This is a genomic window from Streptomyces sp. NPDC101234 (genome assembly GCF_044767525.1).
Lineage (GTDB): Bacteria > Actinomycetota > Actinomycetes > Streptomycetales > Streptomycetaceae > Streptomyces > Streptomyces sasae.
This window is the reverse complement of record NZ_JBIWOA010000002.1, coordinates 1-21,871: the sequence shown is the minus strand read 5'-3', so window position 1 is coordinate 21,871 and position 21,871 is coordinate 1. Positions and strand designations below refer to the sequence as shown.

At 68.2% G+C, this 21,871-nt stretch carries 17 protein-coding genes; 9 read left to right on the top strand and 8 right to left on the bottom strand.

Features of this window, described 5'->3' with window-relative positions:
- Positions 1–16: 16 nt before the first annotated feature.
- The gene (locus ACIRR9_RS03375; protein WP_403747074.1) at positions 17–2,434 is read right to left on the bottom strand and encodes a DUF6049 family protein; all 2,418 of its coding nucleotides are present in this window, start codon (positions 2,432–2,434) and stop codon (positions 17–19) included.
- Positions 2,435–2,722: 288 nt separating this feature from the next.
- Between ACIRR9_RS03375 and ACIRR9_RS03370 the strand changes: the two genes are divergently transcribed.
- Positions 2,723–4,189, top strand: coding sequence for a CCA tRNA nucleotidyltransferase (locus ACIRR9_RS03370; protein WP_384560803.1), 1,467 nt, complete (start codon positions 2,723–2,725; stop codon positions 4,187–4,189).
- 91 nt (positions 4,190–4,280) lie between these two features.
- Here the strand turns inward: ACIRR9_RS03370 and ACIRR9_RS03365 are convergent, their stop codons facing one another.
- The 3 genes from ACIRR9_RS03365 to ACIRR9_RS03355 all read right to left on the bottom strand — a co-directional run bounded on the left by ACIRR9_RS03365 (position 4,281) and on the right by ACIRR9_RS03355 (position 7,497).
- Positions 4,281–5,558, bottom strand: coding sequence for an MFS transporter (locus tag ACIRR9_RS03365; RefSeq protein ID WP_403747072.1), 1,278 nt, complete (start codon positions 5,556–5,558; stop codon positions 4,281–4,283).
- A gap of 129 nt (positions 5,559–5,687) precedes the next feature.
- The gene (locus ACIRR9_RS03360) at positions 5,688–6,770 is read right to left on the bottom strand and encodes an inositol-3-phosphate synthase (protein ID WP_384560799.1); all 1,083 of its coding nucleotides are present in this window, start codon (positions 6,768–6,770) and stop codon (positions 5,688–5,690) included.
- Between the two features lie 43 nt (positions 6,771–6,813).
- Positions 6,814–7,497 carry a helix-turn-helix transcriptional regulator gene (locus tag ACIRR9_RS03355; protein ID WP_403747071.1) on the bottom strand — a complete coding sequence of 228 codons (684 nt, stop codon included), beginning with the start codon at positions 7,495–7,497 and terminating at the stop codon, positions 6,814–6,816.
- Positions 7,498–7,860: 363 nt separating this feature from the next.
- On the opposite strand from ACIRR9_RS03355, the gene ACIRR9_RS03350 reads away from it, so the two are divergent.
- Both ACIRR9_RS03350 and ACIRR9_RS03345 read left to right on the top strand, forming a co-directional pair.
- Positions 7,861–10,503, top strand: coding sequence for a transglycosylase domain-containing protein (locus tag ACIRR9_RS03350; RefSeq protein ID WP_403747069.1), 2,643 nt, complete (start codon positions 7,861–7,863; stop codon positions 10,501–10,503).
- 133 nt (positions 10,504–10,636) lie between these two features.
- Positions 10,637–12,136 (top strand): glycosyltransferase family 87 protein, encoded by a 1,500-nt coding sequence (locus ACIRR9_RS03345; RefSeq protein ID WP_403747068.1) that lies wholly within the window; start codon positions 10,637–10,639, stop codon positions 12,134–12,136.
- An 87-nt stretch (positions 12,137–12,223) separates the two neighbouring features.
- On the opposite strand, the gene ACIRR9_RS03340 is transcribed toward ACIRR9_RS03345, so the two are convergent.
- The 3 genes from ACIRR9_RS03340 to ACIRR9_RS03330 all read right to left on the bottom strand — a co-directional run bounded on the left by ACIRR9_RS03340 (position 12,224) and on the right by ACIRR9_RS03330 (position 14,912).
- The gene (locus ACIRR9_RS03340) at positions 12,224–13,255 is read right to left on the bottom strand and encodes an alanine racemase (protein WP_365339250.1); all 1,032 of its coding nucleotides are present in this window, start codon (positions 13,253–13,255) and stop codon (positions 12,224–12,226) included.
- A 68-nt stretch (positions 13,256–13,323) separates the two neighbouring features.
- The gene (gene femX / locus ACIRR9_RS03335; RefSeq protein WP_123975739.1) at positions 13,324–14,445 is read right to left on the bottom strand and encodes a peptidoglycan bridge formation glycyltransferase FemX; all 1,122 of its coding nucleotides are present in this window, start codon (positions 14,443–14,445) and stop codon (positions 13,324–13,326) included.
- Positions 14,446–14,609: 164 nt separating this feature from the next.
- A complete protein-coding gene (locus ACIRR9_RS03330) occupies positions 14,610–14,912 on the bottom strand; it encodes a hypothetical protein (protein WP_403747065.1) in 303 nt (100 codons plus the stop codon).
- Positions 14,913–15,176: 264 nt separating this feature from the next.
- Here ACIRR9_RS03330 and rpsF point away from each other — a divergent pair, with 264 nt between their 5' ends.
- The 4 genes from rpsF to rplI all read left to right on the top strand — a co-directional run bounded on the left by rpsF (position 15,177) and on the right by rplI (position 16,888).
- Complete coding sequence (gene rpsF, locus ACIRR9_RS03325; RefSeq protein WP_005482942.1) at positions 15,177–15,467, top strand: 30S ribosomal protein S6; 291 nt, start codon at positions 15,177–15,179, stop codon at positions 15,465–15,467.
- Positions 15,468–15,541: 74 nt separating this feature from the next.
- Positions 15,542–16,138: a single-stranded DNA-binding protein gene (locus ACIRR9_RS03320; protein ID WP_403747063.1), complete on the top strand. Its 597-nt coding sequence runs from the start codon at positions 15,542–15,544 to the stop codon at positions 16,136–16,138.
- Between the two features lie 48 nt (positions 16,139–16,186).
- Entirely contained in the window at positions 16,187–16,423 is a 237-nt protein-coding gene (rpsR, locus tag ACIRR9_RS03315) for a 30S ribosomal protein S18 (RefSeq protein ID WP_006381652.1), read from the top strand.
- An 18-nt stretch (positions 16,424–16,441) separates the two neighbouring features.
- Entirely contained in the window at positions 16,442–16,888 is a 447-nt protein-coding gene (gene rplI / locus ACIRR9_RS03310) for a 50S ribosomal protein L9 (RefSeq protein ID WP_123975742.1), read from the top strand.
- A gap of 139 nt (positions 16,889–17,027) precedes the next feature.
- On the opposite strand, the gene ACIRR9_RS03305 is transcribed toward rplI, so the two are convergent.
- The gene (locus tag ACIRR9_RS03305; protein ID WP_403747061.1) at positions 17,028–18,365 is read right to left on the bottom strand and encodes an MATE family efflux transporter; all 1,338 of its coding nucleotides are present in this window, start codon (positions 18,363–18,365) and stop codon (positions 17,028–17,030) included.
- A gap of 459 nt (positions 18,366–18,824) precedes the next feature.
- Here ACIRR9_RS03305 and dnaB point away from each other — a divergent pair, with 459 nt between their 5' ends.
- Positions 18,825–20,300, top strand: coding sequence for a replicative DNA helicase (gene dnaB / locus ACIRR9_RS03300; protein ID WP_123975744.1), 1,476 nt, complete (start codon positions 18,825–18,827; stop codon positions 20,298–20,300).
- 58 nt (positions 20,301–20,358) lie between these two features.
- Positions 20,359–21,744, top strand: a complete 1,386-nt coding sequence (locus ACIRR9_RS03295) for a serine hydrolase domain-containing protein (protein ID WP_403747059.1) — start codon at positions 20,359–20,361, stop codon at positions 21,742–21,744.
- Positions 21,745–21,871 lie beyond the last annotated feature (127 nt).

The window sequence follows — 21,871 nt, the reverse complement described above, 5'->3', positions numbered from 1 at the left end:
CCGGCCACGACATCGCTCAACGGTCCACTCTCTCACCCGTCCCGGACGGGTCGGTGCTTTCCGGTGCGGTGTCCGGCGTCGGGTCACTCGGCTGCTCCGGGTCGTCTGCCCCGGACCGCGCCTCGGACTCCCCCTGGTGGCGATGGTCACCTGCGTCGGGGTTCCCCGGCCCGCCGGTGCCCTCGGCGCCGTCGCTCTCCGGGGCGTCGGGGGCGTTCGGAGCGTCCGGGGTGTCGTCGCCGGCCGTGTCCGGGCCGTCGCCCTCCTCGGCCTGGCGGGCGGCCGCCCGCTTGCGCTGGGTGTACATCCGGAAGCCGGCGAGCACCAGCAGCAGCACCCCGCCGCCGATGACCAGCATCACGGTGGGCGTGACCTCGGTGACCTTCACGTCGAAGCGGACGGGGTCGCCGTACTCCTGGCCGTCCTCGGTGTAGAGCTGGGCGATGACCTCCACCCGGCCGTTGGCGTTGGCCGAGGTGGAGAACTTCACGGACTGACTGTGGCCGCCGGAGACCTCGACGCGCTGCTCGTAGTAGGGCTTGCCGCCGATCTCCAGGCGGGTCGGCATCGTCGAGGTGAGCCGCAGGACCAGGTGACCGACGCCCTGGACCAGGTTGTTCTGGACGGTCACCGGGATGGTGGCGCTGCGGCCGGAGAGCTTGGTCTCGGACTTGTCGATGAGCTTGACCTGGTCGGTGAGGCTGTCGAGCCAGGACTCCACGCCCGTGCGGAAGCTGTCCGCCTCGCTGCCGCCGCCCCGCCACGACGTGGACATCTCACGGTCTATGGCCCGCCCGAAGGGGGTCACCACCCGCGACTGGTTGGTGAGGATCACCTGGAAGTTGTCGAGCTTGTCCTGGGTGCGGGCGATCTGCTCGAAAGCCGTCCGGGGCAGTTCCTGCTTGCGCAGCGAGGAGGGGTAGGCGGACGACGAGGGGATCTTCGTGGTCGCGCCGGGGTCGGGCTTGTCCTTGGCGGCCGCGGCGAGGTCCTGGAACTGGGACCAGTTGCTGTCCTGCAGCGCGGTGATCGCCGTCGCCATCGCCTGGGCCTGGCTTGCCGACGGCATTCGCTGCGGGGCGACGACGATGCTGCGCTGTTTGTCGGTCTGGTCGTTCAGCGCCAGGCTCTGGGCCAGGAACTGCTGCACCGCGAGGGTGGCCGAGTCGGCCTTCGTGAGATCGCCCTCGAACGCCGTGGACAGCCGGGCATCCGCGACCACCGCGGTCGTACCGCCACCGATGGGGCGCGCCGCCGACGGTGTGTAGGACAGCCCGCCGGTCTCCTGGAGGCTGTCGCTGCGGGCGATCACCTTGTCGGCGCCGGCCGAGGTGGCGACCTTGATGATCGACGGGTCGACGGCGCCGTTCACGGGCCAGGCGAAGTCGGTGTTCGGTGTGACATGGAGCACGGTCTGTACGGTGGTGGTCGCGACGTCGGTGGCGTCCTTGAGGTGGCTCAGCGAGCCGGTGACGCTGGTGCCGTTGTGCGCGAGGGAGGCCAGGTCCGGGTCGGCGAAGGGAAGGGCCACGACCTCCTTGTCCGCCACCGCGTTTTGCAGGTCGGCCAGGAACTGCTTGGCCACCGCCTGATGGGTACCGGCCGTGGTGGTGTCGCCGGCGCCCTGGATCCGGTAGCTGCGCGTCATCGCGTCCACGGAGGCGAGCAGGTCCGGGTCGATCACCCAGGTGACGTCCAGGTCCTTGCCGAGCGCCAGCATCTGGGCCAGCCGGCCGCCGGGGGAGATCTCCTTGGTGAGGTCGTCGTCGAGGAAGACCGGCGTCTGCAGTTCGCCCGCCCCTGTCTTCGCCGTCACATGGACGGTGGAGATCAGCGGCCACAGATATGTGGCCTTCGTCTTCGTGTCGGCCTCGGAGTGCTGCCACGGCAGGAACGTGCGCTGGATGCCGAGCACCTGGTCCCACGGCTGTGCGGCCGTCTGGCCGGACAGCGAGACACCGAACTGGTACACCCCGTCCTGGCCGAGGTCGAGCTTGTCGACCGGCACGGAGAGGCTGAAGTGCTCGGCGACCCCCGGGGCGAGCGAGTCGAAGGACTCGGTGTACTTGCCGCCGACCGCGGTGCCGAGGCTCGACTGGAGGTCGTCGGGGTGCTGCGCGGCGGACTCGATCGCGGAGCGCGTGCTGAGCTGAGCACCCACCCGCAGGTCCACCTGGGCGTCCGTGACGGCCTGCTTGCCGTCGTTGGTCACCGTGCCGGAGACCGTCAGAGTGTCCCCGTCGGCGGGGGCGCTGGGGCTGAGAGAGTCCAGGGCGACGGACACCGTGTCGGAGCCGGCCGCCTGCGCCGGAGCCGCGGCGGGCAGCTGCATCAGACCGGCCAGCAGAGGCGCGCCCGCGAGCAGTGCCCCGGTCCGCCGCAGCCAGCGGCGGGCAGGTGAGGGCGTCCCCTGGAAGTCTGCCGCCTCGGCCACGCGCTCGTCCGTCCCTCGTCGTCGTCAGTGGTCGTCGGAATGTGCGTCCACGCATGGTAACGAGGCGCGCTGAATGGAAGTGCCGCGGTCTGCTCCACAAGATCGGGAGAGGAGACCGGCCCATCCCCTATGTTCAGTATTACGGGGAGATTCCGGTAAGCGCCTATCGCTGCTCTTGTGGGGATATGGAGTGAGCTGTCTCACCCTCTTTATGTGGAGGCGGTGTAAGGGGCGCCAGCGGAATATGGCGGCGCTTCGGGCGGCCCGGGCCACGTACCCTGTTCTGTTGTGCCGAACGCCAATGAAGACTCTTCCAATGCCCTGAGCCAGGCGCAGCAGCGCGCGGTGAGTGAGCTGCTGCGGGTGGCGCCCGTCGCCGACGACCTCGCCCGCCGATTCCAGGAGGCCGGGTTCTCGCTTGCCCTGGTCGGCGGCTCGGTTCGGGACGCGCTGCTGGGCCGGCTCGGCAACGACCTGGACTTCACCACCGACGCCCGCCCCGAGGACGTGCTGAAGATCGTCCGGCCCTGGGCGGACGCCGTCTGGGACGTCGGTATCGCTTTCGGCACGGTCGGGGCGCAGAAGGAAGCCCGCGTCGGAGACGCTGTTCGGCACTTTCAGATCGAGGTCACGACCTATCGTTCCGAGGCCTACGACCGCACCTCGCGCAAGCCCGAGGTGTCGTACGGGGACTCCATCGAGCAGGATCTCGTCCGGCGTGACTTCACGGTCAACGCAATGGCGGTGGCGCTTCCGGAGAAGGAATTCATCGACCCGCACGGCGGCCTCGAGGACCTGGCGCTCCGTGTGCTCCGCACCCCGGGGACGCCCGAGGAGTCCTTCTCGGACGACCCGCTGCGGATGATGCGGGCCGCCCGCTTCGCCGCACAGCTCGACTTCGAGGTCGCCCCCGAGGTCGTTGCCGCGATGACGGACATGGCCGGACGTCTGGAGATCGTCTCGGCCGAGCGGATCCGGGACGAGCTGAACAAGCTGGTCCTCTCAGCGAACCCCCGCAAGGGACTGACGCTGCTCGTCGACACGGGCCTCGCCGACCATGTCCTGCCCGAACTGCCGGCCCTGCGTCTGGAGAGCGACGAGCACCACCGGCACAAGGATGTCTACGACCACACGCTGATCGTCCTGGAGCAGGCGATGGCGCTGGAGGAGAACGGTCCCGATCTGACCCTCCGCCTTGCCGCGCTGCTGCACGACATCGGCAAGCCGCGCACCCGTCGTTTCGAGAAGGACGGCCGGGTCTCGTTCCACCACCATGAGGTGGTCGGGGCGAAGATGACCAAGAAGCGCATGACGGCCCTGAAGTACTCCAACGAACTGGTGAAGGACGTCTCACGGCTGGTCGAACTCCATCTGCGCTTCCACGGCTACGGGACCGGGGAGTGGACGGACTCGGCGGTCCGCCGCTATGTCCGCGACGCAGGACCGCTTCTTGACCGACTGCACAAGCTGACCAGGTCCGACTGCACCACCCGCAACAAGCGGAGGGCGGCGGCGCTCTCCCGCGCCTACGACGGCCTCGAAGAGCGCATCGCCGAACTGCAGGAGCGGGAGGAGCTGGACGCGATCCGTCCGGACCTCGACGGCAACCAGATCATGGAGATCCTGGGCATTCGGCCGGGCCCGGAGGTCGGCCAGGCCTACAAGCACATGCTGGAGCTCCGGCTGGAGAACGGGCCGATGGAGCATGACGCAGCGGTGACCGCGCTCAAGCAGTGGTGGGCCGAGCAGGGCTGAGCGTGTGGATCGAGGTCATGTTTCACGTGAAACATGACCTCGACGTGAACGGGGCGAGGGGCGATGTTTCACGTGAAACATGACCTCGCCGCTACTCCCGTACTTCGAGCAGTCCTTCGAAGCGGGCCATGGTCACAGCAACGGCTGCGTAGACGACGGCGACCGTGATGACGAGGCTCGCCGAGCGGCCGTCCGGCGGCAGCATCAGGGCGGCGACACCGGCGGCCCCGACGAAGGCGACGTTGAAGAGCACGTCGTACACGGAGAAGATCCGGCCGCGGAAGCCGTCGTCGACGGAGGACTGCACGATGGTGTCCGTGGAGATCTTCGCTCCTTGGGTGATCAGCCCCAGGACGAAGGCGGCGACCAGCATCGGGCCGGTCGTGAACGGGAGCCCCAGAGCCGGCACCAGGACGGTGGCGGACGCCGCGCACGCGACGATCCAGCGGCCGGGACCGAGTCGTCCCGCGGCATAGGGCGTCACCACCGCCGCCGCGAAGAAACCGGCGCCGGAGATCCCCAGTGCCAGCCCCAGCAGTCGCAGGCCGTCGTCCGGATTCGAGGCGAGGGCATAGCGGCACAGCATCAGCACCAGGACCAGCAGAGCGCCGTAGCAGAAGCGCATCAGCGTCATGGCGAACAGCGCCCAGGCCGCCTCGCGGCGCTCGGGCGCGGCGAGATGCCGTACCGCCGCCAGCAGGTCCCGGACGGTGGTGACGACGGCCGTGCCCAGGCGTGGCGGTGCCGACCGCCGGTCGGGGCCGAGCAGCCCGGGAGCCATGGTCAGTGAGGTGAGGGCCGCGCACAGGTATAGCGCGGCGCCCAGCACCACCACCGCGGCGTCGGAGTCCGAGGCCACCAGCCGTACAGCGAAGGCGAGTCCGCCGCCGGCGGTCGCGGCGAGGGTTCCGGCGGTCGGAGACAGGGAGTTGGCGAGCACCAGCCGATCGGTGTCGACCACCCGCGGCAGAGCGGCGGAGAGGCCCGAAAGAACGAAGCGGTTGACGGCCGTGACGCACAGGGCGGAGACATAGAAGAGCCAGTCGGGGACATGGCTCACCATCAGCGCGGCGGTGACCGAGGCCAGCAGCGCCCGCAGCAGATTGCCGTAGAGGAGGACCTGGCGGCGGCGCCAGCGGTCCAGCAGGACGCCGGCGAAGGGCCCCACGAGGGAGTACGGGAGGAGGAGGACCGCCATGGCGGAGGCGATCGCGGCCGGTGAGGTCTGCTTCTCCGGGGAGAAGACGACGTAGGCGGCCAGTGCGACCTGGTAGACGCCGTCGGCGCCCTGGGAGAGCAGGCGCACGGCGAGCAGACGGCGGAAGTTCCGCAGGCGCAGCAGGACACGCAGGTCGCGGACGACGGGCATGGGGCACAGCCTCACATATGGGACCGCACATAGGGGAAGGGTCCCCGGGTCGGATGACCCGGGGACCCTCACAGCCCTGGCAGGAGCGTTTTTTTGCGAGCTTTGGCTCTGGTGTGCGGTGGTGTCGGGTCAGCGCTCGACGTCGCCGCGGATGAACTTCTCCACGTTCTCGCGGGCCTCGTCGTCGAAGTACTGGACCGGCGGGGACTTCATGAAGTAGCTCGACGCGGAGAGGATCGGGCCGCCGATGCCGCGGTCCTTGGCGATCTTCGCGGCACGCACGGCGTCGATGATGACACCGGCCGAGTTCGGGGAGTCCCAGACCTCGAGCTTGTACTCCAGGTTCAGCGGGACGTCGCCGAAGGCGCGGCCCTCGAGGCGGACGTACGCCCACTTGCGGTCGTCGAGCCAGGCGACCCAGTCGGACGGGCCGATGTGGACGTTGCCCTCGCCGAGCTCGCGGTCGCGGATCTGGGAGGTGACGGCCTGCGTCTTGGAGATCTTCTTGGACTCCAGGCGCTCACGCTCGAGCATGTTCTTGAAGTCCATGTTGCCGCCGACGTTCAGCTGCATCGTGCGGTCCAGGACGACACCCCGGTCCTCGAACAGCTTCGCCATGACGCGGTGCGTGATGGTGGCGCCGACCTGCGACTTGATGTCGTCACCGACGATCGGGACACCGGCCTCGGTGAACTTGTCCGCCCACTCCTTGGTGCCGGCGATGAAGACCGGGAGGGCGTTGACGAAGGCGACCTTGGCGTCGATGGCGCACTGGGCGTAGAACTTCGCCGCGTCCTCGGAGCCGACGGGCAGGTAGCAGACGAGGACGTCGACCTGCTTGTCCTTGAGGACCTGGACGACGTCGACCGGCTCGGCCTCGGACTCCTCGATGGTCTGGCGGTAGTACTTGCCGAGGCCGTCGAGGGTGTGGCCGCGCTGCACGGTGACACCGGACGTGGGCACGTCGCAGATCTTGATGGTGTTGTTCTCGGAGGCGCCGATGGCGTCCGCAAGGTCAAGGCCGACCTTCTTGGCGTCCACGTCGAACGCGGCGACGAACTCGACGTCCTTGACGTGGTAGTCGCCGAACTGGACGTGCATCAGGCCGGGGACCCTGGACGCCGGGTCGGCGTCCTTGTAGTACTCGACTCCCTGCACCAGCGACGCGGCACAGTTGCCCACGCCGACGATGGCTACGCGAACCGAACCCATTCCGGTTGCTCCCTGTGTGTACGAGTGAGGCCCTGAGCGGGTCTCACGTGGCGGTGTCGTCGGGCAGATCCGGCCGGAGGAAATCCCCGGACCGGGGCAGGCCGCCCGGCGCTCCATTGGTGGTGTTCTGCTGAGCGGACCCCCCGGACGCAGAACCCTTCAGGTCCCGACCGGCCCGCTCGCTCTCGATGAGCTCGTTCAGCCAGCGCACTTCGCGCTCCACGGACTCCATCCCGTGGCGCTGGAGCTCAAGCGTGTAGTCGTCGAGGCGCTCCCGGGTACGCGTCAGCGAGACGCGCATCTTCTCCAGGCGCTCCTCCAGCCGGCTGCGGCGGCCCTCCAGCACGCGCATCCGTACATCGCGCGAGGTCTGCCCGAAGAAGGCGAACCGCGCGGCGAAGTGCTCGTCCTCGTACGCGTCGGGGCCGGTCTGGGAGAGGAGCTCCTCGAAGTGCTCCTTACCCTCGGCCGTCAACCGGTAGACGATCTTGGCGCGGCGGCCGGCGAGCGGCGCGGCGAGGGCGTCCTCGGTGGTGTTTCCCGGCTCCTCGATCAACCAGCCGTTGGCGACCAGCGTCTTGAGGCAGGGGTAGAGCGTCCCGTAGCTGAACGCCCGGAAGACGCCCAGTGATGTGTTGAGCCGTTTCCGCAGCTCATAGCCGTGCATCGGGGACTCGCGGAGCAGGCCGAGTACGGCGAACTCGAGGATGCCGGAGCGCCGGCTCATCGTCGCCTCCTTCTCGTCCGCTGGTCGCTTATCTCGCTCTGATGTATCGACTCGATACATCCCGACGATAGATCGGGCTGACCTATGCGACAAGAGGAACGGCGGTGAACGGGATCACATCACCGATTCGCAGGAGGCAAGTTGCCTGATTTGGTGTGAACTTCGGGGCCCGGCGGGTTTTGGCGGTGCGTAGTCTGTGCGGCATGCAGACCACCGGGAACCAAGTGACGCCGGGGGGCGTCGATGTCCTCGGTGCCGTACGGGTGAATGCAGGACCGACCACATCCGTACTTCGGGGGGACCGGAAACCAGCCGCCGTTTCCAGGCGCGCACGGGTGCGCCTGCCCGAGGAGTAATCGTTCGATGAGCGAGCACCGTCGCAAACCGCCGCAGCCGCAGGGAGGCGGAGACGGACGTGCCGCGGCCCGACGCGGCCAGTACGATCCGTCCTCCGGCCGCCGTGCGGCACCGCGAGGCGCCACCGGGTCTCCTTCCGACTATGGGTTCCGTTCCTCCGGGACGGACTCCCAGGGCTCGGGTGATGCGGAGCGCCCTTATGGCAGCCGTGCCGAGACACGCCGGGCGGCGCAGAGAAACACGGGAAGCCGCCGCAGAGCGGCCGACAACGGAAGTCATGGTCCGGGCGGTCCTGCCGGGCCAGGGCGTGGCAGAGGCCAGGCGTCGATGGCGCCCGGCAAGACGCGCCTCATCGACTACCCCAGGGCGCACAAGTTCGGCTGGCGCCGCTGGGTCCCCTCCTGGAAGCTCGTCTCGGGGCTGTCCCTCACCTTCCTGGGCAGTCTGGTCGCCCTGGTCGGTGTCGGCTACGCCATGGTGGGCGTCCCGAGCGAGAACACGGCAGCCCGGTCCCAGAACAACGTCTACTACTGGGGCAACGGTCAGCAGATGGTCGCGACCGGTACGGGCGTTAACCGGCAGAACGTCACCATCGACCAGATCCCCGAGGCCATGCAGTACGCGGTGATCTCGGCGGAGAACAAGAGCTTCTACACGGACTCGGGCGTCGACCCCATGGGTATCGCCCGCGCCCTGGTCAACATGGCCCGGGGTGGTCAGACGCAGGGTGGTTCGACGATCACCCAGCAGTTCGTCAAGAACACCTACCTCAGCCAGGACCAGACGATCACGCGCAAGTTCAAGGAGATGTTCATCTCCATCAAGGTGGGCACCAAGCTCACCAAGCCGGAGATCCTCCAGGGCTACCTGAACACCTCGTACTTCGGCCGGGGCGCGTACGGCATCCAGGCCGCCGCCCAGACCTACTACGGCGTGAACGCCAAGGACCTCACCCCGAGCCAGTGCGCGGTGCTGGCGGCGCTGCTCAAGGGTGCGACGTACTACGACCCCGCGGGCAACCGGGACATCGACCCCTCGGCCACCAAGGAGGCCAACTACAAGCGGTCGCACGAACGCTGGGGCTGGATCCTCGAGGAGATGCACAAGGACGGGCACCTCAACGACGCCGACTACCAGCAGGCCATAAAGACGTACCCCCTGCCCCAGGGCCGCAAGGCGGTCAAGGGCATGACCGGCCAGATCAGCTACCTCGCCGACACGGCCAAGAAGTACGTCCTCGCGCACTCCAACATCACCGAGGCGGAGTTCGACCAGGGCGGCTACCAGATCTACACGACCTTCGACAAGGCCAAGGTCAACGCGCTCAGCGCGGCCGTGGCGAAGGTGCAGAAAGCGCGCCTGGACCCGAAGAACCGCGAGAAGGACAAGTACGTCCAGTTCGGTGCCGCGTCGGTGGTGCCCAACGACGGCAAGATCGTGGCTCTGTACGGCGGCGCCGGCTACGAGAACAACCACTTCACCAACAACGCCGACACCTCCGGTGTCCCCGTCGGTTCGACGTGGAAGCCGTTCGTCCTGGCCGCGGCCATGCAGGACGGCACGTACAAGACCGACGGTGTCGGGGTGTCGCCGCTGAGCAAGTACAACGGCGACGACAACCTCAAGGTGCAGCGGCCGGACGGCACGTTCTACCTGAACAAGGACAACTCGATCTTCCGTCAGCGGAACGAGAGCACCCACGCCTGGGGCTACATCACCCTGCGCAAGGCGATGGAGCAGTCGATCAACACGCCGTTCGTGCAGCTGGGCGTGGACGTGGGACTCACGAAGGTCCGTGACATGGCCCACAACTCCGGGATCCTGACCGACAGCATGTTGCAGGGTCTGAACCCGTCGTTCGCCATCGGTACGTCCACCCCCAGCGCCATCCGCATGGCCGATGCCTATGCGACCTTCGCGGCGTCCGGTGAACACGTGGAGCCGTACTCCGTGACCGCGGTCAAGAAGGACGGGCAGGAGCTGCCTGGCTTCGACAAGCCGAAGGCGTCCAGGGCGATGGACGAGAACGTCGCCAACAACGTCACGGACGTCCTGCAGAACGTCATCCAGAACGGTACGGGTCAGAACGCCAAGGCCCTGGGCCGTACGGCGGCGGGCAAGACCGGTACCACCGACAGCAACAAGTCGGCCTGGTTCGTCGGCTACACCCGGCAGCTGGCGACGTCGGTGGCGATGTTCCGTGAGAACCCGAAGGACGCCGAGCTGCTCTCCATGAACGGCACCGCCGGCGTGGAGTCCATCCACGGTGGTGACATCCCGACCTCGGTGTGGACCGAGTACATGAAGGCCGCGCTGAAGAACTCCAACGACCTGGGCTTCCCCGAGGCGACCAAGATCGGTCAGATCTCCGACGAGGCGGGGGCTCCCTCGCCGACGCCGACGATCAGCATCACGCCGAGCGAGACACCGAGCGAGACGCCCAGCGCCACGCCCAGTGAGACGGTCACCGCACCGTCGCCCAGCGCGACCGAGACCTGCCAGTTCGCCTGGAACTGCTCGACCGACGGCGGCGACACCGGCAGCACGTCCGGCACGACGTCCTCGCCGACAGCCACGGAGACGACCGGCAACGGAAACACCAGAGGCAATGGCAATGGCGGAAACCTCTTCGGCGGGTCGACCGGCTAACCGCGAGACCCTTGACCGGTTGGTGGCCATTTCGCCCGCCGAAGCATGTTTCACGTGAAACAGGGGCCGCCGCATCCGACGAGGTGCGGCGGCCCTCGGCGTATTCCTAGAGAGGTACGGCAGGATGGGCCCCATGCCCAGTGCAGAGACGACGCCCGCGGGCGTGCGCGAGCCGGAGCCGGTGCGGCCGACCAGGGAAGACGAGATCGCCGCGGCAGGCAGTGAGCTGATCGGTGGCCCCATCGGGCGGCGTGCGCTGCTCGGGACGTCCTGGTGGACGCCCCTGCGGGTCGTGGTGCTCGTGGCGATCGGGATGTTCGCCCTCGGAATGGTCCAGAAGGTGCCCTGCTACGACAGTGGCTGGTTCTTCGGGGCGAGTTCCCAGTACACCCACGCCTGCTACTCGGACATCCCGCACCTCTACCAGGGGCGGGGCTTCGCCGACGGCCTGGTGCCCTACTTCGACAAGCTCCCGGGCGACATGGACTACCTCGAATACCCGGTGCTGACCGGTGTGTTCATGGAGGTGGCGGCGTGGCTCACGCCGGGCAGCGGCAGTATCCAGCTTCAGGAGCAGGTGTACTGGTTCGTCAACGCCGGGATGCTGATGGTGTGCACCGCCGTCATCGCGGTGTGCGTGGTCCGTACGCACCGCCGGCGCCCCTGGGACGGTCTGCTGGTCGCCCTGGCGCCCGCCTTCGCACTGACCGCCACCATCAACTGGGACCTCCTGGCGGTCGCTCTGACGGCCGTGGCGATGCTGATGTGGTCCCGGAGCCGTCCCCTCGCCTTCGGGGTCCTCCTGGGGCTTGCCACGGCCGCCAAGCTGTATCCCGTGTTCCTGCTGGGGCCGCTGTTCCTGCTGTGCTGGCGCGCGGGCAAATGGCGGGAGTTCTGGATCGCCACGGGCGGCGCGGTGGCCGCCTGGCTCGTCGTGAACCTGCCGGTGATGCTCTTCGCCTTCGACGGCTGGTCGAAGTTCTACACCTTCAGCCACGACCGGGGCGTCGACTTCGGCTCGTTCTGGCTGATCTGGGCGCAGAACACGACCACTCCGCCGTCCACCGGCTTCGTGAACAACGCGGCCATGGCCCTGGTGCTGCTCTGCTTCGTGGGCATCGCCGCCCTGGTCCTCACCGCCCCGCGGCGGCCGCGCTTCGCCCAGCTGGCCTTCCTCGTGGTGGCGGCCTTCATCCTCACCAACAAGGTCTACTCCCCCCAGTACGTCCTGTGGCTGGTGCCGCTGGCCGTCCTCGCCCGGCCGAAGTGGCGGGACTTCCTGATCTGGCAGGCGTGCGAGGTGGCGTACTTCCTGGGGATCTGGATGTACCTCGCGTACACGACCAGCGGAGACGCCCACAAGGGTCTGCCGACCAACGGCTACCACTGGGCGATCGCCGTGCATCTGCTGGGCACGCTCTACCTGTGCGCGATGGTCGTACGCGACATCCTCATGCCCGAGCGGGACGTGGTGCGCCGCTCCGGTGACGACGACCCCTCGGGCGGGGTGCTGGACGGCGCGGAGGACGTCTTCGTGCTCGGCTCCGCGGCCCGTCCTCCACGCCACGCCGTCCAGTTCGAGGGGCCGCAGGTGGAATGGGGAAGCCGATCCTCCGAGGACAGTTCGCTCTGAGCGAACACCTCTTCCCGCCGGCCGAGGGCGAAGGAAAGGGCCGTACACGGAAGTCCGTGTACGGCCCTTTTCGCTGTCCTTCAAACCTCAGCGGTCCACGAGGCGGTCGAACTGGGTGGTGGTGTGCCGCAGATGGGCCACCAGCTCCTCACCGACCTTGGGCTCCGGGGCGTCCGAGGGTACGAACAGGATCGACACCTGCATGTGCGGCGGCTCCGCGAACCAGCGCTGCTTGCCACCCCAGACGAACGGAGAAAGGTTCCGGTTCACCGTGGCCAGACCGGCCCGTGCGACGCCCTTGGCGCGCGGCATGACGCCGTGCAGGGCCTTCGGGGCCTCCAGGCCCACCCCGTGCGACGTACCGCCCGCCACGACCACCAGGAAGCCGTCCGAGGCCGACTTCTGCTGCCGGTAGCCGAACCGGTCGCCCTTGGCCACCCGAGTGACGTCCAGGACCGCCCCGCGGTACTCCGTGGCGTCGTGGTCCCCGAGCCACAGCCGGGTGCCGATCCGGGCCCGGAACCGGGTCTGCGGGAACTGCTGCTGGAGCCGGGCGAGTTCGTCGGCCTTGAGATGGCTGACGAACATCGTGTGCAGCGGCAGCCGGGCCGCACGCAGCCGGTCCATCCAGCCGATGACCTCCTCGACGGCGTCCGAGCCGTCGGTGCGGTCCAGCGGCAGATGGATAGCGAAGCCCTCCAGCCGGACGTTCTCTATGGCGGAGTGCAGCTGCGGCAGGTCCTGCTCGCTGATGCCGTGCCGCTTCATCGTGGACATCACCTCGATGACCACCCGGGCACCCACCAGGCCGTACACGCCGTCGATCGACGACACCGAGCGGATGACGCGGTCGGGCAGCGGGACGGGCTCCTCGCCGCGCCGGTACGGCGTCAGCACCAGCAGGTCACCGCCGAACCAGTCCTTGATCCGTGCGGCCTCGTACGTCGTGCCGACGGCGAGGACGTCCGAGCCCAGACGCGTGGCCTCCTCCGCCAGCCGTTCGTGCCCGAAGCCGTAGCCGTTGCCCTTGCAGACCGGGACCAGGCCCGGGAACTGCTCCTGCACGTGCTTGTGGTGCGCACGCCAGCGCGCGGTGTCGACGTAGAGCGTGAGCGCCATGGCCGGACCCGGAACCCTTCTTGATGGCAGCGGTGTGTGTCAGAGGTATCGAAGCACTGAACGCGACGTCAGCGGCGCGACATGTAGATGTCGAGCGCCTTATGGAGCAGCTTGTTCAGCGGGAAGTCCCACTCGCCGAGGTACTCGGCGGCCTGGCCGCCGGTGCCCACCTTGAACTGGATCAGGCCGAAGAGGTGGTCCGTCTCGTCCAGCGAGTCGGAGATGCCACGCAGGTCGTAGACGGTGGCGCCGAGCGCGTAGGCGTCGCGCAGCATCGTCCACTGCATCGCGTTCGAGGGCCGCACCTCACGGCCGATGTTGTCGGAGGCGCCGTAGGAGTACCAGACGTGCCCGCCGACGACCAGCATGGTCGCCGCGGACAGGTTCACCCCGTTGTGCCGGGCGAAGTACAGCCGCATCCGGTTCGGGTCCTCGGTGTTGAGGGCCGTCCACATGCGCTGGAAGTACGACAGCGGGCGCGGCCGGAAGTGGTCGCGCACGGCGGTGATCTCGTACAGCCGCTGCCACTCCGCCAGGTCCTGGTAGCCGCCCTGGACGACCTCGACACCGGCCTTCTCGGCCTTCTTGATGTTGCGCCGCCACAACTGGTTGAAGTTCTTGTGGACCTCTTCCAGGGAACGGTTCGCCAGCGGCACCTGGAAGACATAGCGCGGCTGCACGTCGCCGAAGCCGGCGCCGCCGTCCTCGCCCTGCTGCCAGCCCATCCGGCGCAGCTTGTCGGCCACCTCGAAGGCGCGCGGCTCGATGAAGTCGGCCTCGATGTCGCGCAGCCGCTTCACGTCCGGGCTCTGGATGCCCTGCTTGATGGAGTTGGCCTCCCAGCGCCGGATGATCACCGGCGGGCCCATCTTCACCGAGAACGCGCCCTGCTGCTTGAGATGGGCCAGCATCGGCTGGAGCCACTCGTCCAGATTCGGCGCGAACCAGTTGATGACCGGGCCCTCGGGCAGGTACGCGAGGTAGCGCTTGATCTTGGGCAGCTGGCGGTACAGCACCAGGCCCGCGCCGACCATTTCGCCGGTGCGCTCGTCGAACCATCCCAGGTTCTCCGAACGCCACTCCGCCTTGACATCGGCCCAGGCCGGGACCTGCATGTGGCTAGCCGCCGGCAGGCTCTGGATGTACGCCAGATGCTGTTCGCGGCTGATGGTCCTCAGGGTCAGGCTCATGTCGGGGCGCTCCTCGGGCTGGTGTGTCCCCATGGGTACAGGGGCTCCGGCTCTCGCGCCGAAGCCTACTGCGCCTTGCCCGCGGCCCGACCGGCCGTACGGTGCCTACGCCCCGGCCCTTGTGCGGCCGGGGCGTTCCGCGGTGGTGCGGGGGTGCCGGAGGCCTACCCGAACAGCCCGCCGTTCGCCATGCCGATGAAGAAGCCGACGCCCGAGGCACCGAGACCCAGGATCAGACCGAAACGCTCGCGCGTGGTGATCGAGATCCACTGCCCGTACAGGCCGGTGAAGAGGCCGATCAGGCCGGTCCAGGAGCTGAGCAGGTGCAGGCCGTGGAAGAACGACGTGATGAAGGCGATCAACCCGAGCGCCAGGGTCACTGCCATCAGCGAGTCCTGGAGCGGATGGGTCCTGCCGTCAGTGGCGAACAGGGATCCGGCGGTGTTGGGTCGCAATGCCTGTGCCATAGGGCACCTCCTGCGGAAGGCGGCGCATCGTAGCGCCGTACACACCCGATGTGTACAGATTGAGGGCCCCGGCCGCCGGATTTCAACCGGAAGCGGGTGTGCGGGTACTCTTTACCGTCTGCACCGGTGTCTGCCCAGGCCGCGACAGGGGATCCCGAGGGAACCCCCCGAATGTCAGTGGCGGCCGATACCGTTGCGTACGCATCACAACCCTCCTGCCACGGAACGACCGTGGCCGCTGAGTCCAAAGGAGGTGGGTTCCACATGCGTCACTACGAGGTGATGGTCATCCTCGACCCCGATCTGGAGGAGCGCGCTGTCGCCCCCCTGATCGAGAACTTCCTCTCCGTCGTCCGCGAGGGCAACGGCAAGGTGGAGAAGGTCGACACCTGGGGCCGTCGTCGTCTCTCGTACGAGATCAAGAAGAAGCCCGAGGGCATCTACTCGGTCATCGACCTGCAGGCCGAGCCTGCGGTCGTGAAGGAGCTCGACCGCCAGATGAACCTGAACGAGTCGGTCCTCCGGACCAAGGTCCTCCGCCCCGAGACCCACTGAGCTTCCAGCTCAGCTGATCTCGGGTTTCGAGTAGCAGTAAGCAGCCAGCAGCAAACCCGCCGAGAGGTTCCCCCATGGCAGGCGAGACCGTCATCACGGTCGTCGGCAATCTTGTCGACGACCCCGAGCTGCGCTTCACCCCGTCCGGTGCGGCGGTCGCGAAGTTCCGCGTCGCGTCCACTCCCCGCACCTTCGACCGCCAGACGAACGAGTGGAAGGACGGCGAAAGCCTCTTCCTGACCTGCTCGGTCTGGCGGCAGGCGGCGGAGAACGTCGCCGAGTCGCTCCAGCGAGGCATGCGCGTCATCGTGCAGGGCCGACTGAAGCAGCGGTCCTACGAGGACCGCGACGGTGTCAAGCGCACGGTCTACGAGCTGGACGTCGAGGAAGTCGGCGCCAGCCTGCGGAGCGCCACGGCCAAGGTCACCAAGGCCGCCGGTGGTGGCGGCCGCGGTGGCCAGGGCGGTTACGGCGGCGGCGGCGGTGGCGGCCAGGGTGGCGGCGGCTGGGGCGGCGGCTCCGGTGGCGGCCAGCAGGGCGGCGCTCCCAACGACGACCCCTGGGCCTCCGGTGCTCCCGCCGGTGGCGGCAACCAGAGCGGCGGCGGTTGGGGCGGCGGCTCCGGCGGCAGCGGCGGCGGTGGCGGCTACTCGGACGAGCCCCCCTTCTAGGGGTCAAGGGCTCGCATCCCCACTTCTTGATCACACAGGAGAAACACCATGGCGAAGCCGCCTGTGCGCAAGCCTAAGAAGAAGGTCTGCGCTTTCTGCAAGGACAAGGTCCAGTACGTGGACTACAAGGACACGAACATGCTGCGGAAGTTCATTTCCGACCGCGGCAAGATCCGTGCCCGCCGCGTGACCGGCAACTGCACGCAGCACCAGCGTGACGTCGCCACGGCCGTCAAGAACAGCCGTGAGATGGCGCTGCTGCCCTACACGTCCACCGCGCGCTAAGGGAAGGGTGACCGAAACATGAAGATCATCCTCACCCACGAGGTCTCCGGCCTCGGTGCTGCCGGCGACGTCGTCGACGTCAAGGACGGCTACGCTCGCAACTACCTGATCCCGCGGAAGTTCGCTATCCGCTGGACCAAGGGCGGCGAGAAGGACGTCGAGCAGATCCGTCGTGCTCGCAAGATCCACGAGATCCAGACCATCGAGCAGGCCAACCAGGTGAAGGCCCAGCTCGAGGGCGTCAAGGTCCGCCTGGCCGTGCGTGCCGGCGACGCCGGTCGCCTCTTCGGTTCCGTCACCCAGGCCGACATCGCTTCGGCGATCAAGGCTGCCGGTGGCCCCGAGGTCGACAAGCGTCGCATCGAGGTCGCTTCGGCGATCAAGACCCTGGGCGCCCACGCGACGTCCGTGCGTCTGCACCCCGAGGTTGCCGCCACGGTCAACATCGAGGTCGTCGCGGCCTGACGCTGCGCTCGGCTTGAGCAGTAGCTGAAAGGGGCCGCACCCGTGAGGGTGCGGCCCCTTTGGTTTGGCAGGGCCGGCGTGTTTCACGTGAAACATGGCGGCTCGTGGTGTTTCACGTGAAACACCACCAGTGCATCGGTCAGCGCGTCGCGCCCGTCACGATCCAGCGTCCCGAGCGGGCGCGCAGCCAGAGCGTGAGCATCCGCACGGTCATCATCAGCGTCATGGCTGCCCAGAGGGGAGCGAGTCCGCCGCCGAATGCGGGGACGAGCAGAGCCACCGGCGTGAAGACCGCGAGGGTCACGACCATGGCTCCCGCGAGATACGGCCCGTCTCCGGCGCCCATCAGTACGCCGTCGAGGACGAAGACCACGCCGGAGATCGGCTGGGAGAGCGCCACGATGAGCAGTGCGGGCAGTGCGGTGTCTGTCACGGCGGGGTCACTGGTGAACAGCGGAAGGAACAGTGGCCGGGTGGCCATCACAAGCAGGCCCAGGGCCACTCCGATGGCGATGCCCCACTGGACCATGCGTCGGCAGGCCTCGCGGGCACCCACCACGTCCCCCGCACCGAGAAAGCGGCCGATGATGGCCTGCCCGGCGATTGCTATGGCGTCCAGGGCAAAGGCCAGCAGGCTCCACAACGACAGCACGATCTGGTGGGCGGCGATATCGGCATCGCCCAGCCGCGCCGCCACAGCCGTGGCGATCATGAGGATGGCCCGCAGTGAGAGCGTCCGGATGAGCAATGGCACGCCGGCCTGTGCCGAGGCCCGTATTCCGAAGGCGTTGGGGCGAAGCGACGCACCGTGCTTACGGGCTCCCCGGACCACGACGGTCAGATAGACCACCGCCATCCCGCACTGGGCGATGACGGTGCCCCAGGCGGAGCCGGCGATGCCCAGTCCGGCGCCGTAGACGAGCCCTGCGTTGAGTCCGGCGTTCGCGACGAAGCCGGCGACGGCGACGTACAGCGGGGTCCGGGTGTCCTGGAGGCCGCGCAGAACGCCGGTGGCGGCGAGTACGACCAGCATGGCCGGGATGCCGAACGAGGAGATCCTCAGATAGGTCGTCGCGTAGGGGGCCGCGGTGGTCGAGGCGCCGAAGACGTCCACGATGCCGGGAGCCAGGGGCAGGACGACGGCGATGACCGCGGCACCGAGCAGCAGCGCCAGCCAGATGCCGTCCATGCCCTGACGGATGGCCGCCGGGAGATCGCCGGCGCCGACCCGGCGGGCGACGGCGGCCGTGGTGGCATAGGCGAGGAAGACGAAGACGCTCACCGCGGTGGTGAGGAGGGCTGAGGCGACCCCGAGACCGGCGAGCTGCGCGGTGCCGAGATGGCCGACGATCGCGCTGTCGGCCAGGACGAAAAGCGGCTCGGCGACGAGTGCGCCGAAGGCCGGGACGGCCAGTGCGACGATCTCTCGGTCGTGCCGCCGCCGGGTGGCCTGGGGGATCGCGGGAGCCTGTGGCATGGGCACCAATGTAATCGTCCACAGGTAAGAGATGCAACTGGATACTGACCCTTACTCTGTGCTGTGTGGTCTGCACGTTCGCGCACCGTTCGAAGCGATCTTGATCCGAGTGGGGAAGTTTTTCTTCTGCACAGCCGGTGGATGGGAAAGCTGCAGGTCAGCGGTGTTTGTGGACGGAGATCGAGGGCTTGTTCACAGCACTGTCCACCGCGTCGTGCACAGGTTTTGGTGAGTTCTCCACAGCATACGGACCGTCGTCCACATGGCCTGTGGATAACCAGATTGGCTGACGGTGCCCGCGGGCCTAACGTGGTCCGGCGCCCGCTCCTTGTCACGGCCTCGGAAACCTCATAAAACCGACGCGTCCAGAACCGGAATGGGACGACTTAGTTGTCAGTGCCGTGCCGTACAAAAGAGGGCACGGCGAGGTCCGCCGAGCGGACGGGAGGAGGTGGCTCGGTGAGCATTTCCGAGCCCTTGGACGATCCGTGGGCCGACGCCGGTCCCAGTGATCGTCTGCCCGCTTCCCGTCGGCGCGGTGAGGGCGGCCGGGGCAGGGACGACCGGCACGACCGGGGCCGGGACAACGGGGACTGGGACGGCGGCGGCGCCACCTTCGAGCGGGTTCCCCCGCAGGACCTGGACGCCGAACAGTCCGTGCTCGGCGGCATGCTGCTGTCCAAGGACGCGATCGCCGACGTCGTCGAGATCCTCAAGGGCCACGACTTCTACAAGCCCGCCCACGAGACGATCTACCAGGCGATCCTCGACGTCTACGCGAAGGGTGAGCCGGCCGACCCCATCACCATCGCCGCCGAGCTGACCAAGCGCGGCGAGATCAACAAGGTCGGCGGCGCCTCCTATCTGCACACCCTCGTCCAGACGGTCCCGACGGCGGCGAACGCCGAGTACTACGCGGAGATCGTCCACGAGCGGGCCGTACTGCGCCGTCTGGTCGAGGCCGGGACACGCATCACACAGATGGGATACGCGGCCGACGGCGACATCGACGAGATCGTCAACAGCGCCCAGGCGGAGATCTACGCCGTCACCGAGCAGCGGACCAGCGAGGACTACCTGCCGCTCGGCGACATCATGGAGGGCGCCCTCGACGAGATCGAGGCGATCGGCTCCCGCACCGGCGAGATGACCGGCGTGCCCACCGGCTTCACGGACCTGGACTCGCTCACCAACGGCCTGCACCCGGGCCAGATGATCGTCATCGCCGCGCGTCCCGCCATGGGTAAGTCCACCCTCGCGCTGGACTTCGCCCGGGCCGCGTCCATCAAGAACAACCTGCCCAGCGTCATCTTCTCCCTCGAAATGGGCCGCAACGAGATCGCGATGCGTCTGCTGTCCGCCGAGGCGAGGGTCGCCCTGCACCACATGCGGTCCGGCACGATGACGGACGAGGACTGGACCCGGCTGGCCCGCCGGATGCCGGACGTCTCGGCGGCCCCGCTCTACATCGACGACTCCCCGAACCTGTCGATGATGGAGATCCGTGCCAAGTGCCGCCGGCTCAAGCAGCGCAACGACATCAAGCTCGTGATCATCGACTATCTGCAGCTGATGCAGTCGGGCGGCAAGCGCTCCGAGAGCCGTCAGCAGGAGGTGTCGGACATGTCGCGAAACCTCAAGCTGCTGGCCAAGGAGCTGGAGGTCCCGGTGATCGCGCTCTCGCAGCTGAACCGTGGCCCCGAGCAGCGTACGGACAAGAAGCCGATGGTCTCCGACCTGCGTGAGTCCGGCTCCATCGAGCAGGACGCCGACATGGTCATCCTGCTCCACCGCGAGGACGCCTACGAGAAGGAGTCACCGCGCGCGGGCGAGGCGGACATCATCGTCGGCAAGCACCGAAACGGCCCGACTGCGACGATCACCGTGGCCTTCCAGGGCCACTACTCCCGCTTCGTGGACATGGCTCAGACCTGATCAGCGCTGCCGGCGAAATGAACTCGACGCCGGTCCGTCCACCGGGTGGACTGGGAGCATGACGACATCCCAGGAAGAGCTGCTCCCCGCCACCCGACGGGCGCTGCTGCATCGGATCGCCCTTGCCCAGGCGGAAGGACGGGCGCCGTCACTGGTGGCGGCGGTCGTGCGGGGCGGGCGAGCCGTCTGGCACGGGGCGCGGACCTCGGTGGACGGGCACGGACCCGATGAGAACGTGCAGTACCGGATCGGCTCGATCACCAAGACGTTCACGGCCGTTCTGGTGCTCCGGCTGCGGGACGAAGGACTGCTCGACCTCGGCGATCCGCTGGAGAAGCATCTGCCGGGCACCGGTGCGGGGGAGGCGACGATCGCCGAACTCCTGGCGCACACCGGCGGGCTGGCGGCCGAGTCGCCCGCGCCCTGGTGGGAGCGCACGCCGGGCTCGCTCCGGCCGGAGCTGAGCGACGTCCTCGGTGAACAGCCTCTCCTGCACCCCGTCGGCCGCCGCCACCACTACTCCAACCCCGGTTACACCCTGCTCGGTGCGTTGGTCGAGGAACTCCGCGCTGCCCCCTGGGAGGAGGTGCTCCGGCGTGAGGTGCTCGAACCCCTGGAGCTCGACCGTACGAGCGCCCAGCCGCAGGCGCCGCACGCGGGCGGCTGGGCGGTGCATCCCTGGGCCGACGCGATGCTCCCGGAACCGCTGGAGGACCTCGGCCGGATGGCGCCTGCCGGGCAGCTCTGGTCGACCACCGGTGACCTGGCCCGCTTCGCCGTGTTCCTGGCAGCCGGTGACGACCGGGTGCTGAGCGCCGAATCGGTACGGGAGATGCGCACCCCGGCGGCTCCCGCCGAGCCCTCCGACGTACTGGACGGTGCCACCTACGGCCTCGGTATGCAGATCCAGCGCCGCGACGGCAGGCTGCTCGTAGGGCACTCCGGCTCACTGCCCGGCTTCCTGGCCGGCCTCACCATCAGCGTGGAGGAGGACGTGGCGGCCGTGGTACTGGCGAACTGCACCTCCGGCCCGCTGCTGTCGGCCGTTGGAGCCGACCTCGTCCGTATTGTCGCGGAGGCCGAACCGCGCATCCCCGATCCCTGGCGTCCCCTGCCCCAAGTCGATTCGTCCGTGCTGGAGTTGGCGGGCCAGTGGTACTGGGGCACCCATGCCTTCGCGCTGCGGGTGACGGCCGACGGGCTTGTCTCGCTGGGACCGCTGTCGGGCGCAGGCCGCCGGGCACGCTTCCGGGGCAACGGCGACAGCACCTGGACCGGTCTGGAGGGCTACTACGCCGGAGAGCTTCTACGGCCCGTACGGCGGCCGGACGGCACTGTGAGCCACCTGGACCTCGGTTCGTTCGTGTTCACGCGTCAGCCGTACGACGAGACGGCTCCTGTGCCCGGTGGGGTGGACCCCGAGGGGTGGCGGGGGATCGGCTGACGGCCGACGGGTGGGGGGTGGGGGGGGTTTTACGGTAAAAACCCCCCCCCCCCCCCGTTAGAATTAGATCAAGTAAAACCAGGTTGTTGCGGGGGAGCCCACCCCCGACGATAAAAACGGGGGCAAC